This window comes from Oleiharenicola lentus, assembly GCF_004118375.1.
In the GTDB taxonomy this organism is placed as follows: domain Bacteria; phylum Verrucomicrobiota; class Verrucomicrobiia; order Opitutales; family Opitutaceae; genus Lacunisphaera; species Lacunisphaera lenta.
This window is the reverse complement of record NZ_SDHX01000001.1, coordinates 2,847,194-2,864,880: the sequence shown is the minus strand read 5'-3', so window position 1 is coordinate 2,864,880 and position 17,687 is coordinate 2,847,194. Positions and strand designations below refer to the sequence as shown.

General features: G+C 66.3%; 8 protein-coding genes. 3 read left to right on the top strand and 5 right to left on the bottom strand.

The features are described 5' to 3' along the window. The first annotated feature begins 2 nt into the window (after positions 1–2). Together ESB00_RS11730 and ESB00_RS11725 are read left to right on the top strand one after the other, a co-directional pair. Positions 3–2,597 carry an ABC transporter permease gene (locus tag ESB00_RS11730; protein ID WP_129047870.1) on the top strand — a complete coding sequence of 865 codons (2,595 nt, stop codon included), beginning with the start codon at positions 3–5 and terminating at the stop codon, positions 2,595–2,597. 39 nt (positions 2,598–2,636) lie between these two features. Beyond that, positions 2,637–5,288 (top strand): ABC transporter permease, encoded by a 2,652-nt coding sequence (locus tag ESB00_RS11725; RefSeq protein WP_129047869.1) that lies wholly within the window; start codon positions 2,637–2,639, stop codon positions 5,286–5,288. A gap of 126 nt (positions 5,289–5,414) precedes the next feature. On the opposite strand, the gene ESB00_RS11720 is transcribed toward ESB00_RS11725, so the two are convergent. From ESB00_RS11720 to ESB00_RS11705, 4 genes are all read right to left on the bottom strand, one after another. Beyond that, entirely contained in the window at positions 5,415–7,781 is a 2,367-nt protein-coding gene (locus ESB00_RS11720; protein ID WP_129047868.1) for an efflux RND transporter permease subunit, read from the bottom strand. A 198-nt stretch (positions 7,782–7,979) separates the two neighbouring features. Continuing rightward, on the bottom strand, positions 7,980–8,987 hold the full coding sequence (locus ESB00_RS11715; RefSeq protein ID WP_129047867.1) for a WD40/YVTN/BNR-like repeat-containing protein: 1,008 nt from the start codon (positions 8,985–8,987) through the stop codon (positions 7,980–7,982). 170 nt (positions 8,988–9,157) lie between these two features. After that, entirely contained in the window at positions 9,158–10,510 is a 1,353-nt protein-coding gene (locus tag ESB00_RS11710) for a DUF1329 domain-containing protein (RefSeq protein ID WP_129047866.1), read from the bottom strand. Between the two features lie 18 nt (positions 10,511–10,528). Further along, positions 10,529–12,505 (bottom strand): DUF1302 domain-containing protein, encoded by a 1,977-nt coding sequence (locus ESB00_RS11705; RefSeq protein WP_164976175.1) that lies wholly within the window; start codon positions 12,503–12,505, stop codon positions 10,529–10,531. A 185-nt stretch (positions 12,506–12,690) separates the two neighbouring features. Here ESB00_RS11705 and uvrA point away from each other — a divergent pair, with 185 nt between their 5' ends. Next, positions 12,691–15,588 carry an excinuclease ABC subunit UvrA gene (gene uvrA, locus ESB00_RS11700; RefSeq protein ID WP_129047864.1) on the top strand — a complete coding sequence of 966 codons (2,898 nt, stop codon included), beginning with the start codon at positions 12,691–12,693 and terminating at the stop codon, positions 15,586–15,588. 54 nt (positions 15,589–15,642) lie between these two features. Here the strand turns inward: uvrA and tgt are convergent, their stop codons facing one another. Further along, positions 15,643–17,685, bottom strand: a complete 2,043-nt coding sequence (gene tgt, locus ESB00_RS11695; RefSeq protein WP_129047863.1) for a tRNA guanosine(34) transglycosylase Tgt — start codon at positions 17,683–17,685, stop codon at positions 15,643–15,645. Positions 17,686–17,687 lie beyond the last annotated feature (2 nt).

The following is a 17,687-nucleotide window of genomic DNA, read 5'->3' as shown; positions in this document are numbered from 1 at the left end:
CCATGATATTTATCCGCCGTCTCCGCGCCCTGTTTCGGAAGGACCAGCTTGATTCCGAGATGAACGATGAGATGCGCCTGCATCTCGAACTGCAGACGGAGCGCAACAGGGCGGCCGGCATGTCGGCCGAGGACGCACGATTCACGGCGCTGCGGCAGTTCGGCAACGTGGCCAGCGTGCAGGAGCAAGCCCGGGAGCAACGCGGTTTCATCTGGATGGAGCAGATGGGCCAGGATTTCCGCTTCGGGGCGCGACAATTGCGGCGGAATCCCGGATTTACCGCCACTGCGATCGCGACTTTGGCCCTCGGCATCGGGGCCACCACGGCCATCTTCAGCGTGGTCAACGGCGTGCTGTTGAAGCCGCTGCCGTATGCGGAGCCCGCGCAGTTGGTGCAGGTTTTCGAGACCTGGGGGCCCGGCGGGCATAACCCCGCTTCTCCCGGCGCCATGCTCGACTGGCGCGAACAAGGCACGCTTTTCGAGGGTTTTGCGGCGTATACGAACGTCGCGCTCAACCTCACAGGCACGGGCGAACCGGAACGCGTCAATGGCGTGCGGATGACGGCGAACGCCCTCCACCTGCTGCGGGCGCGACCGGTGTTGGGGCGATTGCTCGCGGCGGACGAGGACCAGGCCGGCGCGCCGAAGGTCGTCGTGCTGGCCCATTCACTCTGGCAGCGCCGATTTGGCGGAGATCCCGCCATCATCGGGCAATCGGTGCAGTTCAATGGCGAGAGCCACACCGTGGTTGGCATCCTTCCTCCCGGCTTCCTGGCGCAGTCCACGCAAGAATTTGTGATCCCGTTTGTCTTCCCCAAACAATGGCGCGAACAGCGCGCCGGACACTTCCTTCAGGTCATCGGCCGCCTGAAACCGGGCGTCAGCCTCGAGCAGGGCCGGGCTGAACTTGCCGCCATCCGGCAACGGACCGATGCCCTGTATCCCGCATGGAAAAAGTCGTGGGGCACCGACCTCGTGCCGCTGCAGGAGCATCTCGCCAGTGAGCTCAAGCCGGCCTTCCTGGTCCTGCTGGCCGCGGTCGGCTGCGTCCTGCTGATCGGGTGTGCCAACATCGCGAATCTGCTTCTCGCCAAGGCGGCAACTCGCGGCAAGGAGATGGCGGTCCGCGCCGCTCTCGGCGCCAGTCGCGGACGGATCGTGCGACAATTGCTGTCCGAGAGCCTGCTGCTGGCGCTGGCGGGTGCGGTGCTCGGATTGCTGGTTGCCGTCTGGGGCGTGGATGCGCTTCGCCGGACGGTGATCGCCCTGAATGCTCCCCGGGCCCACGAAATCGTCGTCGACCCGGTGGTCTTGGGGTTCGCCTTGGGCGCCGCGATGCTCACCGGTTTGGGCTTCGGACTGGTGCCGGCCTGGCACGCCGCCCGGCCGCAGTTGCGCGACGCCTTGCAGGGGGCGCCCCGGGGCTCGACGGGCACGGGGGACCGCACGCGTCACCTGCTGATCGTGGGCGAAGTGGCCCTCGCGTTCATCCTGCTGGTCGGAGCCGGCCTGACGCTGATCAGCTTTTACCGCGTGATGAGGGAGTCACCGGGGTTCGATCCCCACCAAGGGGTGACGATGCAACTGTCCCTGCCGGAGCAGAAATACCGGAACAACGCCCAGCGCGCCGACTTCTATGCCCGGTTGCTGGAGCGGGTCGCGGCGCTGCCGGGCGTCGAGGCCGCCGGCGTTGGGAACGCGTTGTCACTCCAGGGCGAAACGCCCGATCAGTTTTTCCGCATCCCCGGTCGCTCGCCGCAGGCCGAACCCGGCTATGCCGCGGACTACATCAACTGCACTCCGGGCTTCCTGGAAGCCCTGGGCGTGCCGCTGCGTCGCGGCCGGACCTTTGCCCGGGGCGACACGAATGCGGCGCTGATCGGCGCCGCCATGGAGCGGGAACACTTTGTCGGCGAGGATCCCCTCGGTCGCCAGGTCGCACTCGACAACCAGACCTGGGAAATCGTGGGCATCGTGGGCGATTTGCGCACTCGTGGCATCACGCGGCCGGCGCGCCCGGTGGTTTTCCGGCCCATTTCCGCGGCGGACGCTCCGCGCCTCGGACACCTGGTCGTGCGCTCCACGTCGGGCAACGCCTCCCTCGTGGCGGCAATTCGCGAGGTGTTGCGCGACCTCGACCCCGCGCTGCCGATCGCCGCGGTGCGCACGCTGGAAGATGTCGTCGAGGGCTCAGTGGCGCGGGGGCGGCTGACCTTCCTGCTGCTGGCCGCTTTCGCCGGGACCGCGTTGCTACTGGCCGCGATCGGCCTCTACGGAGTGATCGCCTACACCGTCACCCAACGCACCCGCGAGATTGGCATCCGGCTCGCCCTCGGGGCGTCCCCGCGCAGGGTGCTCCGACAGGTGCTCGGCCAGGGACTGAAGCTCGTTGTCCTCGGCCTGATCCTCGGCGCGCTGGGCGCAGCCGGATTGACGCGCCTGCTGGCCTCGTTGCTTTACCAAGTGAGTCCCGCGGATCCGCTGGTCTTTGGCGGCATGGCCTTGTTGCTCCTCGCCGTCGCTCTCGCAGCGGCCTGGCTCCCGGCGCGCCGGGCGGCGAAGGTGGACCCGATGGTCGCGCTGCGCGTGGAGTGAGGAGCGAAGTAACAGGTAACAAGGATCAAGTAACAAGAAATGAAATTGCCCCGTAAATTTCTGAATCTCTTCCGTCGGAGGGAACTCGACGCCGAGATGGCGGAGGAAATGCGGCTGCATGTGGAGCTGCAGACGGAGCGCAATCGCGCGGCGGGCATGAGTCCAGAAGAGGCGCGCTACGCGGCGCTGCGGTTGTTTGGCAACGTGGCGAGTGTGCAGGAGCAGGCGCGGGAAGGGCGGGGCTGGGTGTGGCTGGAGCAGGGGTGGCGTGAATGGGGGTTTGCGTTCCGGGCGCTGTCCCGGGCGCGGGGATTCAGCCTCGCGGTCATCGGGACGCTGGTGCTGTGCATCGGGCCTAACACAGCGATTCTCTCGGTGCTGTATTCGCTCGTGCTCAAGCCGCTGCCTTTTCGCGACGAGGGGCAGCTCGTTCGGATCACCAACGTGGCGGAAAAAAGCGGCGGCGCGAAATACCAGTCCACGCTAGCCCAGTATCGGGACTTTCGCGCGAACGCGGATCGCTTTGAAAGCTTCGCCCTCTGGTCGGGGCAGAACCATACGATCGGCGACGGAAGCACGCCGGAGCGGGTCTGGGGCGCGCAAGTCACGGCGGATTTCTTCGGGCTTCTGCAGGTCAAGCCATTGCTCGGCCGCTTTTTCAGCTCCAAAGAGCAGGTTCCGGGGCAAGACCGCGTGCTCGTGTTGACGCAGAGTTTCTGGGAATCGCGCTACCACAAGGATCCCACGATTCTCGGGCGGGAAATCCTCGTAGCCGACCAGCCGTTCGTAGTGATCGGGGTGGCGCCGCGCCAGGTGGAGGCGCTTGATGCGCAGGTTCGCTTTCTGAGGCCATTCGTGGAAACTCCCGCGCGAGCCGACCCCTTGTCGCGTTATGAGGCCGAGGCCATCGTGCTGGGGCGTTTGCGAAAGGGTGTCACAGTCGAGGAAGGGCGGGCTCAGCTTCAGGTGCTGGAGCAACGATTCTACGAGGGCAGCGCGGATGCCCGCTTGCGCCGGTGGCATGATGAGGGAGGTTATCGGATCGGCGTGGGACGGGTGAGGGACGAGGAAACCGCCGGTTTGAGGTCTCGCCTGCTGATGATCCAGGGAGGGGCTTTGCTCGTGCTGCTGATCGGGTGCGTCAACGTGGTGAATCTCTGGCTCGCGCGGGTGAGCGCAAAGCGCATGGAATTTGCGGTGCGCTATTCTTTGGGGGCCGGACGGGTAGCATTGTTGCGTCAGATCTTATGGGAGAGCCTGCTGCTGACTTCTGCGGCCACCGTGGCCGGGGTCGGGTTGGCGTGGGGCGGACTGCAGATTTTCAACCAGTATCTGGCGGCGATCCAGAAAACCATCCATCCCGTGACCCTGGAACTGGGCGTCCTGGGATGCGTTTTGGCGGGGGTGGCGACCGTGGCCGTCATCGTGGGCGTGCTGCCCTGGGCGTTGCTCTCGCGGTCGGACCTGAGTGTGACCGCCTCGCGCACGGCTTCGGCCGGGCGAGTGGTCCGGCGCCTGGGTGGGGCGCTGGTGATCGCCCAGGTGGCGATCTCGATCGTGCTGCTCGTCGGGGCGGGGCTGTTGCTGCGAAGCTTTGCGCACGTGCTCGCGGTCAAACCGGGCTTCGATGCGTCGCGGATCGTTCAGGGGCGGGTCGCATTCCCGAAAGGGTATGAGGACGCCACCATCAACGTGGCAACTCAGCAACGGGTGTTGGCGGCGATGAAAGAGATTCCCGGCGTGGAGAGCGCGGCGAGCGTATCGGATTTCGGCGTCATGCCGGACTTCGGCACGCTTTCAGTGGTGGTGCGCGGCGCCGACCCGGTGGCTGGCGGACGGCAGGCAACGGGACAGTTCGTGTCGCCCGAATTTTTCGCGACGATGGGGATTCCGATTTTGGAGGGGCGGGCGTTCACCGGGACGGATTTTCTTCGGGACGGCACGGCGGTGATCGTGGACGAGGCCTTTGCCGAGCGTTACTTCCCGGGACGGAGCGCCGTGGGTCAGGAAATATCCTTTGATGCCGGCGGTCCGCCCGAAGGCGCGCCCTGGCTGCGAATTGTCGGCGTAGTCGGGCGCGCCCAGCTCACGGGACTGGAGCAGCGCGATGGGTTGCCCTTTGCTTACGGGCCGTTCAGCGGCGCGCCGGCACCGGCCATCACCCTGCTTTTGCGCACGTCGCGTCCGCTCTCCGATGTGTTGGCCGAGATGAGGGAGAAGCTCCGCGCCATCGACGCCCGGTTTCCGCTCTACGAGACGACGACCTTGCAGGACGTGCTGGATGGCTTGCTGACACCACGGCGCGGGCTCGTGCTCCTGCTGGGGATGTTTGCCGGATTGGCGCTGACGCTGGCCGGCGTCGGGCTATACGGTGTGCTCGCCTACGATGTCGCGCAACGCACGAAGGAGATCGGAATTCGCAGCGCGATCGGCGCGACGCGCGGGCAGATCGCCGGTTTGATCCTCCGGCAAGGGGTGGGCAAATCCTGTGCGGGCATCGGGCTTGGCCTGATGGGCGCATTCTATTTCACGCGTTTCTTGGAAAGCTTCCTGTTCGACGTGAAACCGACCGACCCGCTCGTGTTTCTGGGCGTGTCAGCGCTGCTGCTGGGAGTTGCGGCAGCGGCGAGCTGGCTGCCCGCGCGGCGCGCGGCGAAGGTGGACCCGGTGGTGGCGCTGCGGGCGGAGTGATCTGCGGTCGTTGAACCATTTTCATTTTCCCGGTCCTTGCAGCCCGGGAAGCCAAGAGGCTGAAAAGCCACGGGAAGGTGCCCGATTTTATCGGGGTTGGGTGCCTTCCTTATCCGGGGCCGGTTACTAAGCCTGCGGTGGGTTCGAATATTCGGGCGGGATCGGGTCCGCCGGCCTGAGGTGGTGCGAGAGGTGGCTATAGAACAGCCAACGGCCCAGGGCGGGCATGAGCAGCATCGCGCCGAGCATGTTGAAGAAAAAGAGGAAGCTGAGCAAAATGCCCATGTCGGCCTGGAACTTCAGCGCGGACCAGGCCCAGGTGCCGACGCCGACGGCCAGCGCGCTGCCGGTGAACATCACCGAGGTGCCCATCGTGGCGAAGGCGAAGCAGAGGGCGTCCTCGAAAGTCTCGCCCTGCTCGAGGCGCTCCTGGATGGCCGAGAAGAGGTAGATGCCGTAGTCCACGCCAATGCCGACACCGAGCGCGATGACCGGCAGGGTCGAGGTCTTCAGGCCGATGTTGAGGTAATATTTCAGCGCGTAGCCGAGGTAGGAGACGACGACAAGCGGGACGATGACGCAGAGCGCGCCACGCCAGGAGCGGAAGGAGAGCAGGCAGAGCACGATGACGGCGGCATAGACCCAAAGCACCATGGGAGTCTGGGCAGCGGCGACGACCTCGTTGGTGGCGGCCATGACGCCGATGTTGCCCGTGGCGAGGGCGAACTTGACGCGGTCGGACGTGTGGGCGGCGCGGAACTCCTTCACGGCGGCGATGACCCGCTTGATGGTCTCGGCCTTGTGGTCGTGGAGATAGATCATCACCGGAATCACGCTGCCGTCGTTGTTGAGAAAACCGGTGGCGGTCTCGACCGGGGAAACGGATTGCGCGAGCGCGGCGGGGTTCCGGGGGATGACCCGCCACTTGAGAGCGCCCTCATTCCAACCGGCGTTGATGGTGCGGGCGTAGTCGGTGAGCGCGGCGGTGGACTGGACGCCCTCGATGTTGCGCATGTGCCACGCAAAGCGGTCCACCAAAGACATGACGTCGTAATCGACGACGCCGTTGGGCACGGTCTCGGCCAGCACGGTGATGACGTCCACGCCAATGCTGAACTCGTGGGTGATGACCGCAGTGTCCTGGTTGTAGCGCGAATCTTGCCGCAGCTCGGGCACACCGGCGTGGAGGTCGCCGATCTTGACCTCATGCGACTTGAGCCAGCCGAAGACCAGGAGGGCCAGCGACAGGACGATGATGACGACCGAGCTGACGGGCCCGGTGGTGAAATTGGTCAGGCGGCGCCAGTAAGGCTGCAAGGCGAAGCGCCGGAAATTCACCCGCCGGCGGAAGCCCGGGGACATCTTCGTGTATGAGACGAGCACGGGCAGCAGAAACCGGTCGGTGAAGATGATGAGGAACACGCCGAGGCTCGCGGTGATGGCGAGTTCCTGGATGGTCGGCACATGAACAAGGTAGATTGTGCTGAAGCCGACGGTGCCGGTGAGGATGGCGATGCAGCCCGGCACGAAGAGATTGCTGAACGAGGCGCGGGCGGCGGCGGGTTCGTCCTTGCCCATGTTGATCTCGTAGCGGAACGACCGGAGCATCTGCGTGGCGTGGCTCAGCGCGATGGCGAAAATCAGGAACGGCACGAGAATCGAGAGCGGATCGATGCCGAAGCCGAGGAGGTTGAGAATGCCGAACTGCCAGACGACCGCGCAGAACGACGTGAGCAGGGGCAGCACCGTGAGCATCACCGACTGCGAGAAATAATAGAGCAGGACGGCGGAGATCACGAGGGCGATGCCGAAGAACACGAGAACGCCTTTGGCGCCGTCAGTGATGTCACCGATGACCTTGGCGAAGCCGATGATGTGAACGCTGATGGTGTCGGTCTGGAATCTGCCGCGGATCTTTTCCTCGAGCGCCGTGGCGACCTTGGCGTAGTCGAGCGCGCGACCGGTCTGCGGGTCTACTTCCTGCAGCGAGGCGATGACGGCGGCGCCGGTGTAGTCGTTGGCCACCAGCATGCCGAGGCGGCCGGACTTCACGATGTTCTGCCGCACCTTTTCAAAGCCGGCCGCGTCGGGCGCAAAGTCGGCGGGGATGACGTTGCCGCCCTGCAGGCCTTCCTCGACGACCTCGATGTAGCGGACGTTGGGCGTGAAAATGGACATCACCTGCGCGCGATCCACGCCGGGCAGGTAGTAGGCCTCGTCGGTGACCGCCTTGAGGGTCTGGAAGAATTCCGGGGTGAAGATGTTGCCCTGCTTCGCGACGAGGGCGATGACCACGCGGTTGGCGCCACCGAACTGCGTGCGGTGCTTGCGGAAGTTCTCGATGTATTCGTGGTCGGTGGGCAGCTGCTTGTCGAAGCTGGCATCCACGCGGGTCTTGGCGGCGAACCAGCCGAGGAAAAGCGTGATGGCAGCAAAGACCGCCAGCGTGACCAGCCGGTGGCGGAAGATGAGTTCCTCGAGGCGGGCGATCATGGGGATGTCATCGCGAGCCCGGTTTGGCCGGGCGTGGCGATCCAGCTGGATTGCTTCGTCGCGCTGCTCCTCGCAGTGACAGGCAGGGCGATCATGGGGTGCAGCGGCGGTCTATGACCGCCGACGAAAGTGACGGGGCGCACGAGCGGCGGTCATAGACCGCCGCTACAAAAGAAGGATGGCCAATGTCGGATGGGTTCATGGCAGCGTGAGGCGGGCGACGCCTTTTTCACCGGCGACGAGCAGGGCGCTGTCCGCGGTTTCCAAAAGGGCACTCACACCGCCGGTGTATTCGGTCGGTTGCCAGTGCCGAAAAGTCGCGCCGTCGTCGCGGCTGACGTGGAAATTGCCGCCGAGTCCGGCCAGCACGACCCCGCCGGATTTCAGGCGCACCCCGGCGGCGATGAGCACGGGGGGGTGCGTATCGCGGGGAGCCCAATCGGTGCCGAGATCGGCCGAGGCGAAGACCCGGCCGCGCAGGCCGTAAATCAACAGACCCTGCTCACCGAGCGGCAGCAGGCCGTAGAGCGATCCGTCGTAGGGAACCTCGAGGCGCTCCCACTTGCGGCCATCCGGGGTGACCATGAGCGTGCCGGCTTCGCCGGGCAGGTAGAGCCGACCGCCGGGGCCGGCGACGATGGCGTTGAAATGCGATTCGTCCTCCGAAACGGCAAGCGCCGTCCAGGTGCGGCCGGCGTCGGTGGTGGCGAGGCATTTGCCGTAGGCCCCGACGGCGAAGCCGCGCGTGGCATCGAGAAAGAGGACGTCGAGCAGCACGGCCTCCAGATCGAGACCGGAGTTTTGCAGGGTCCAAGATTCACCGGCATCGGTGGTGGCGAGGATCACGCCGTCGTGACCGACGGCCCAGCCGTGGCGGGTATCGCCAAAGGACACGCCGGTGAGCATGGCGCGCGTGGGCACGATGACTTGTCGCCAGGTGCGACCCTCATCGTCGGAGAGCAGCACATGGCCGCGGTCGCCGACCGCAACGAGGCGGTCGCCCGCACGGGCGAGGTCGAGCAGCAGGGATTTCGCGGCGAGCGGAGCGGGCTCGGAGGATTCAGCGGCGCGAATGGGAAGTGCGAAAGTGAGGGCGAGGATGGCCAGCATACACAGCGGGCCCATCCTGTAGCGGCGGTCTGTGACCGCCGACGGATTTTCCCGGTGGTCACAGACCGCCGCTACAGCCTGAGGCAGGCGAGGCATGGTTGGATGCTGTTTTGGGATCACGTTGGGGCAAGCCTAAGCACCGTGCATAAAATGAAAAATCCGGCCGGAGAATTGTCCGGCCGGATCGAAGAGCAGTAATCGTTGTGGGCGCCTGCTGCGCGGGCGAGGTCGGCCCAAGGGCCGACCCTAAAGCGGAACATGCCCGTTCAGCGCACGCCTTCCTGGCGGAGTTTCTGAGGCGTGTAGTCCTGCGGGGTGCGCTTCAGGTTGTAGTCATACATCTTGTTCTCGTTATCGAGACCGATGGCGAGGTAGCGGCCGGCGAGGAGGTCGGTGTGCACCTCGAGTGTGCTCCAGAAGATCTGCGCGTCATAGTAGTTGATGCAGTGCGCTTCGGAGACGCGCCAGAGCTGGCCGCGGCCGTCGTATTGGTCCACGGCGAGCACCTGCCAGCTGTCCTCGTCCACGTAGAAGGTGCGGCGCGAATAGACGTGGTTGGTGCCGGGCTTGAGTGTGGCCTCGACGACCCAGACACGGTGCAACTCGTAGCGGGTGAGGTCCTGATTGATGTGGAGCGGCTTCAGGATGTCGGCCACCTTCACGCTGTCGCTGTGCAGTTTGTAGGAGTTGTAGGGCACGAACATTTCCTTTTTGCCGACGAGCTTCCACTCGTAGCGGTCGGGGGCGCCGTTGAACATGTCGAACTGGTCGGAGGTGCGCATACCGTCGGCGGCGGTGCCGGGGTTGTCATATTCGACCGAGGGGGCGAGGCGCACCCGGCGCTGGCCGGCATTGTAGATCCAGGCGCGGCGCTTTTCCTTCACCTGGTCCATGGTCTCGTGGACGACGAGAATGGAGCCGGCGAGGCGGGCGGGCGCGGTGACGGCCTGCTTGAAGTAGATGAGCACGTTCTGCTCGGTGAGTTCCCGGGCGAGCTGTTCCTGCGGGATGTCGTCGCGGCAGTAGTTGAAGAGGAACTCGTCCTCGAACTGCACGAGGTTGTAGCTGCCGTCGCGCTGCGGGGCGGCCTGGCCGATGAAGCGCTCGGCGGCGACGCCGCGGTAGCGCACGAGGTGGTTCCAGATCACCTGGAGGCCGTTCTCGGGCTGGGTGAACGGAATGCCGACGACGCAACCGGAGATGCCGTTGCCGCCGTCGGTGAGAGCGGCGGTCGCGGCGTATTGCCGGGTGGCATCATAGATGCGCTGCGGATTCGAGGCGGAGCGGTGCGTCTTGTAGACCGGGATGGTGTAGGTCGGGTAGGCCTTGAGGAGCGCCTGCTGGCCGGCGGTAAGCTTGTCGGCGTATTGTCCGGCATTGGCCGCGGTGATGGTGAAGAGCGGCTGCTCCCCGGCGAAGGGATCGGGGTGGTGCATGCCGGGCGCGTAGCCGGCAGGGGCGGTGGTCAGGCCGCCGGACCAGGCCGGGATGGAGCCATCGGCATTGCCGGCCTTTTCGCCGCCGAGCGGCGTCAGGTCGGCCCCGAGGCGGGCGGGGTCAGCCGCGCAGACCGCGGCCACGGAGGTCAGAAAACAGAGGACGGAGGACAGGGTTTTCATGGATCGGGAGGTCGCGGTTTAGAAGGAATACTTGAGGGTGGCAGAGACGTAGTCGCGGTCGCCGAGCAGATTGTAGCGACCGGCGCCACCGAAGTTCACGTAGCGCAGTTCGACCGCCCACGCGTTCTGGTAGGTGAAGTCGGCGCCAACGGTGATGGTCTTGCGGCCGTGGAGGAAGTTGCCGAGCGGGAGCGGCGTGTTGCCGCCGACATCGTGGGCGAAGACGAGCAACGGGGAGACGTTCACGCCCGCGAACACGTTGTTGTAGTCGAGTCGGCCGACCAGCTGGTAGCCCCAGGAAAACTCGTCGGCAAAGGCGCTGGACGGTTCGGAGAGCGGCAGGGTGCCGGCGGTGTTGCTGCCGGAGCCGTTCATGTAAGCGATCTCGCCGCCGACAAACGTGCCCTGGCCGTCGAAGCGCAGGACGCGCTTGGCCGGCAGGTCGGCGCGCACAAAGCCCACTTCGCCGAGCAGGGTGGACTGGGCGGCGCCGAGGATGCCGCGGCCGACGCGGGTGGCGGTGAGCTGGCCGGTCCAGACCTTGTGGCGGCGGTAACCCGTGATGTGGGTGTTGAGCTGGCCGGCAAAGTTGCCGAGCTGGTTGTTGGTGCCGTAGGTCGGGTTGATGGAGGAGAGCGCGGCGAACAGCAGTTCGACGTCGTCCACCTGCAGGGGTTGGTTGGAGCGGTAGCTCAGCTCGCCTTGGAGGGCGATGCCCTTGATGCTGGTGTTGAAGCTGGCGCCGACGAGCCGGATATCCTCGGGGAACTCAATCAGGTAGTTGGCCGTCTGGGCGGAGGAGAGGAAACCAATGGTGCGCGCGCCGGAGGCGATCTGCGCGGCCGCCGGGTAGAAAGGCTGGAGGGTGGGGGGGAGGGCCGAGGCGGGCACGCCGGTGAGGGCGGCGCCGACCACGGTCTGCATGCCGACCGGGGCGGTGGTGCTGTTGAACAGCCCGCTCGCGATCATCGCGGGCACCAGGTTGGCCGTGCCGAGGCCGAGGGCCGTGGACTGGACGAGCGCCGGGCTGATCGCCGAAGTCGGCGTGCGGGCTGAGATCGCGGGCAGCCGGCTGTGGTAGTTCATGAAGAAGAAGCCGAACTCCGTGCTGTTGAGATCTTCCGCCAGCCAGCGCAGGTTGACGCCATACTGGCCCTGCTTGTCGGGTTCGCCGTCGGGTCCGCGGGTGACGGCGCCGAGCCCGGCGCTGTCGGCGATCGCGCCGAAGCCCAGATAGACCTTGGTGCCGCCCTTGGCGACAAAGTCGTTGGTGCTGAAATAAGTGCCGGGCGGATCAACGCGGGTGCGTTTCCAGTCGAGCAGGTAGAAGGCCTCGAGCGTGACCGTGTCGGAGAGGCTGAGCGAACCGGAGACCATGTTGACCGGCAGGAGCGCTTCCTTGAGTTCGGAGCCGGGCAGGCGGAGCTTGGCGACGTCGATCGGGTTGACCGAGTTGATGCCGTTGGGGATGAAGGTGCTTTCGCCCCAGCTCAGCACCTGCTGGCCGATGCGAAGCGTGGCGGGCATGCCGCCGACGTCGGCCTTGAAGTAGAGGTAGGCGTCGAGCAGCTCGGCGCCTTCGGCGACCAGCTTCTGGGCTTCCTTGCTCAGGGCGGTGCGCTCGCGCGTGCCGTTGGAGTTGACGAAGTCGTTGAAGTAATAGCCGCGGACGAACAGGCCGCCGTTGCGGTGATCAACCTGGAGGTCGTGGTTGGCCTTCACGAGGAAGGAGGCCATGCCGCGCTTGTAGTTCAGGTTGCCGTCATCGGCGTTGCCCGAGCGCTGCAGGCCGCCGGCGCTGATGCTGTAGTAGTCGCGCTCGGGATTCTGGAGGCGGTAGAGTCCGCCCACCGACAGCGTGGTGTCGAAGCTGCCCTTGAACTCGCCGAATTCGAAAACGAACGCGGAGGCGGTCGGCAGGGCCGTGGCCGCAGCGGCAAGCGCGAGCAAAACTGGGGCGCGCAAGCGACGGTTGATGACATGACGTAGGTTCATAAGAGTGTTCAATGAATCGATACGGCCCGGGGTAGGGCGGAGGGGTAGGGATGCGGGCATTGCGCCCGCTTATGACATGAGCATGAAGCTGCTTCCGGCACTTGAACTCAAGTTCTAAACGGCCCTGTTGGCGCAGGGACAATTTACCCCTTTGACGCGCGCACCGAATCGACAAGGTTCAGCGCGTGGACGCCGCCACTCACATCCATGTCAAGGGAGCCCGGGAGCACAACCTCCGGAACCTCGAGCTGCGCATCCCGCGCGGCAAGCTGGTCGTGCTCACGGGACCGAGCGGATCCGGCAAGTCGTCGCTCGCCTTCGACACGATCTACGCAGAGGGCTACCGGAAGTACATGGAGAGCCTCTCCGCCGCCGCGCGCCAGGTATTGGAGCAACTGAAACGGCCCGACGTGGACTTCATCCACGGGCTCTCGCCGGTGCTGGCGATCGAGCAGCGCACCGGCGGCGGCTCGCCGCGCAGCACGGTGGCGACCGTCACCGAGGTCGCCGACTATGCGCGGTTGCTCTGGGCGCTCTGCGGCGAACAGCGTTGTCCCAAGGACGGCGGGCGCGTCGAGAAACGTTCGCTCGACGACTGTCTCAACCAGCTTTTGCGCGACGCGCCCGGCGAACGCGCCATTTTCCTGGCGCCGTGGATGCACGCCAAGCCGTCGGTGTTGCGCGACGAGCTGCCGCGGTTGCGTCAGCGCGGCTTCCAGCGCGTGCGGATCGCCGGCGAGATCAAGTCGCTCGACGAGCCCAAACTCGTGCCCAACGGCGCCGAAGCGATCCCGGTCGAACTCGTGGTGGACCGAGTGGTGATCGCCGCCGACCAGCGCAGCCGGCTGGCCGACTCGTTGGAACTGGCCTTTCGCGAGGGGCAGAACCGGGCGCTCGTGCTCGTGCAGAAAAACGCCGAGTCGCCTTGGCGCGAAATTCACCTGAGCCAAAACCTGAGCTGCGTGCACTGCGGCGATGTGTTCGAGCCGCTCACGCCGCGGCATTTTTCCTTCAACCACTCGGAAGGCGCCTGCGCGGAGTGCGGCGGGCTCGGCCGCAAGCTGACCTTCAGCGAGGAACTGATCGTGCCCAAGCCGGAGAAGGCGGTGCGCGAGGGCGCGATCAAGCCGTGGCGCATCGGCGGGAAGAATCTCATCATCCGCCACAACGCCATCCTCAAGCAGCTCGCCGAGCAGCTGCCGTTCGACGCCGAAACGCCGTGGCAGGAGCTGCCGGAGGAGACGCGCCGCGCCCTGCTGCACGGCGCGGGCGAGCGGCTCTTTGTTTTCCGGCTGCGCAAGAACCAGAAGACCGAAGCCCAGCCCTTTCCCGGCGTGATCGCGCTGCTGGATGAATCGCGCCGCGAGTCGCGCAGCGACGGCTACCGGGCGCGCCTGGCGACCTTCATGGCGAGCGGTGACTGTCCGTCCTGCCATGGTCTGCGCCTCAACGCCCGCAGCGCGGCGGTGCAAGTAGGGCCGGTCTCAGACCGGCCTCTGGGTGTGACTCAAGCCGGGAACCAGCCGTTCGGAGACCGGCCCTGCCTCGGCTTCGCCGATTTCCTGCGCATGGACATCCGGGCCGCGCTTGGCTTCATGCGCGGGCTGCCCGCCACCCTGCCGGCGACCGACGCCGTACGCGAGGTGCTCGACGGGGTCACGCAACGGCTCCATTTCCTCGCGGAGACCGGGCTGGGCTACCTGACGCTTGATCGCGAATACACGACTCTCTCCGGCGGCGAGGCCCAGCGTGTGCGGCTGGCCACGCAGCTCGGCATGGGGCTGGTCGGCGTGATCTACGTGCTCGACGAGCCCAGCATCGGCCTGCACCCGCACGACAACCAGCGCCTGTTGGCCACGCTCCGCGAACTGCGCGACCGCGGCAACACCGTGCTCGTGGTCGAGCACGACGCCGACACGATGCGGATTGCCGATGAGCTCATCGAGCTCGGGCCCGGCGCCGGCACCGAAGGCGGCGAGATTCTTTTCCACGGAACGCCGGCCGAGTGCGCCAGGCTTTCACCGTCCGCCTCGCGCACCGGCGCCTATCTCGGCGGCAAACTGGGCGTGGTGAAGGATGCGAAGACCAAGGCGCCCGACGATCGCTGGCTCGTGATCAAGGGCGCGACCGAGCACAACCTGAAGGCGGTTGAGGCGCGGTTCCCGGTCGGCCTTTTCACCTGTGTCACGGGCGTGTCCGGCTCCGGCAAGAGTTCGCTCGTGAACGACATCCTGGCCGTCGCCGCCGCGCGCAAACTCAACGGCGCAAAAACCCTGCCCGGCCGCCATCGCAGCCTGAGCGGGTTGGAGCATTTTGAGAAGGCCGTGCAGGTGGACCAGGAACCGATCGGACGCAGCCCGCGCTCCAATCCGGCCAGCTACGTCGGCCTGCTCGACCTTTTGCGCGACCTCTTCGCCAAGCTGCCCCTCGCCAAGGTGCGCGGTTACAAGGCCAACCGTTTCAGCTTCAATGTCCGCGGCGGCCGTTGCGAGCGCTGCCAGGGCGACGGCCAGATCCGGCTCGACATGCAGTTCATGGCCGACGCCTACGCGCCGTGCCCGAGTTGCGACGGCCAGCGCTTCAACCGCGAGACGCTCGAGGTGCGCTACCACGGCAAGAGCATCGCCGATGTGCTCGTCCTTACGGTGCGCGAGGCGCTGGAGCTTTTCCGCGCCCATCCGCGCATCGTCGAGAAGCTCGCCACGCTCGACGCGGTCGGCCTCGGTTACCTGCAGCTCGGGCAGTCGGCGACGACGCTCTCCGGCGGTGAGGCCCAGCGCATCAAGCTCTCGCTGGAGCTCAGCAAGCGCGAACAGGGCACCACGCTGTACATCCTCGACGAGCCGACCACCGGCCTGCACTGGACCGACATCCAGCGACTGACCGACCTGCTCTTCAAGCTGCGCGACGCCGGCAACACCCTCGTGGTCATCGAGCATAACCTCGATGTGATCCGGCTGGCCGACTGGCTCATCGACCTCGGACCCGGCGGCGGACCGGATGGCGGAGAAATCGTGTATGCCGGCCCGGTGTCGGGGATCACAAAGGACGCCCGGTCGCTGACGGGTCAGGCGTTACGGTAGGTCTTTGGCCCAGAACGAAGCTGCGCGGCCAAGGGCGGCCGGGAACAACCGCGATTACCCCTGGAGCCCGGCGAACTGCGGGTGGCTCTCGATCCGTTGCTCAAAAGCGGCCTTGGCGGCGTCATCCAGTCCGGTCGGGAACTTGGCCTCGCTGCGGCGCCAGCGGGCGAGCCACTCGGCGGCGAGAAGCCTGGGGCCTGCCGGATCGTCGGGTTGGCTTGCCGGGTGCGTGCAGGCCACGGTGGTGGTGGCCTTGGGGCCGGTGCCCACGCCTTCCGCGACGAAGAAGCCGGCGGACAGCATCGCGGCGCGAACGCCGGTGCCGGCGGCGTAGGTGTAAAGTTCGGCCGGGCGGCTCCGGCAATGTTGGTGCAGGCGGGCGAAGACCCCGGGTTGCCAGAGGGCGGTGTCGGTCTTGGCTGAAAACGGATCGTAGTAGATCAGGTCGGGCGTAGGCGCGCCCTCGAGGTGATCGAGGAAATCCCCGCGCAAAAGACGCCACTCGATGAGGCCGGAGGCGTGCGCCCAGCGGCCCAGGTTAAGCAGGTCGTGCGGCGCACCGTGGCGCAGGTGCGGGAAGTGGGAGGCATGGCGCGCGGCGAGAATGAGCGGATCGAGATCGCGCTCGAAACTGATCAGCTGGAGCGGGCGCAGCGCGGCGGCGCCGACGGCCGAGAGTTCGGCCTCCAGGCGGTGGATCGCGGCCATGGCGTTCGAGGCGGCGCCGAGGCCGACGTCCCAGACCACGAGCGGCTGGTCGTCTTCCGGCGTGCGGCGCCGGAGGCGCAGCGCGAGGCGGGACTGGTCGATATAAAGGCGGTTGGCTTCGTCCGCGGGGGCGGAGACAGAGTGCATCACCTCGCCGGAGCTGCGCTGGCGGATGCTGGAAAAGCCCTGGGGCGAGGTCTGGATTTCGTAGTCACCGCGGTGCGGTGCGGATTTGGGGCGGGGTTTGGTGCGAAGGACGGAGGGATTGGCTTCGTCCTCGCGTCCGAGGACGAGGCGCTGCCGTTCGTAGTAGGCGAGAAACTCACCGCCGAGGATGGCGGCCCGGATCTCGGCCATCAGGCGCGTGTAAAAGGCGAGGTTGTGGATCGACAGCAGCTGCCAGCCGAGAACCTCGTCGGCCTTGTTGAGGTGGTGCAGGTAGGCGCGGGAGTATTTTGCGCAGGTGGGGCAGGAGCAGGCGGCGTCGAGGGGTTCCTCGGAGAACTTGTAGATGCCCCGGCGGCAGTGGATGCGGCCGTGCGAAGTGTAGGCCGTGCCGCGTTGGGCGAGCTGGGTGGGGATGATGCAGTCGAACATGTCCACGCCCCGGTGCACGGCCTCGAGGATGTCGAGCGGCGTGCCGACGCCCATGAGGTAGCGCGGGAGGTGGGCGGGCAGCTGGTCGGTGACGAGGCCGGTGAACTCGTAGCGTTGGGCGTGGGTCTCGCCGACCGCGAGTCCGCCAATGGCGAGACCGTCGAAGGGCAGGGCGCGGAGAAACTCGGCGCTGCGCAGGCGAAGGTCGCGGTGACAGGCGCCCTGGATGATGCCGAACAGCGCCTGCGCGGAGTCGCCCCGGGCGGCCAGGGATCTCTCGGCCCAGCGGTGGGTCAGGTGCATCGCCATCTCGGTCTCGGCGTGGGAGGCGGTCGAGGCGATGCACTGGTCGAGCACCATCATGATGTCGCTGCCGATGTCGCGCTGCATGGCGATGCTGGATTCGGGCGAGAGAAAATGAACCTGGCCGTCCACATAGCTGCGGAACTGGGCGCCGGCCTCGGTCATGACCCGCGAATCGGGCAGGGAAAAAATCTGGAAACCGCCGGAATCGGTCAGGACAGGCCGGTCCCAGTTCATGAAGCGGTGGATGCCGCCGAACTTCCGGAAAACTTCAGGGCCGGGACGGAGCAGCAGGTGGTAGGTGTTGGCGAGCAGGACCTGGGCATCGACGGCCTTCAGGTCCTCGACGTCCAGGTTCTTGACCGTCGCCTGGGTGCCCACGGGCATGAAAACGGGCGTGCGCACCGGGCCGTGCAGCGTCGTGAAGCGGGCGGCGCGGGCTTTGGAGCCGGGAGATTCCCTTTCGAGGGTAAAGGCGAGGCGGGACATGC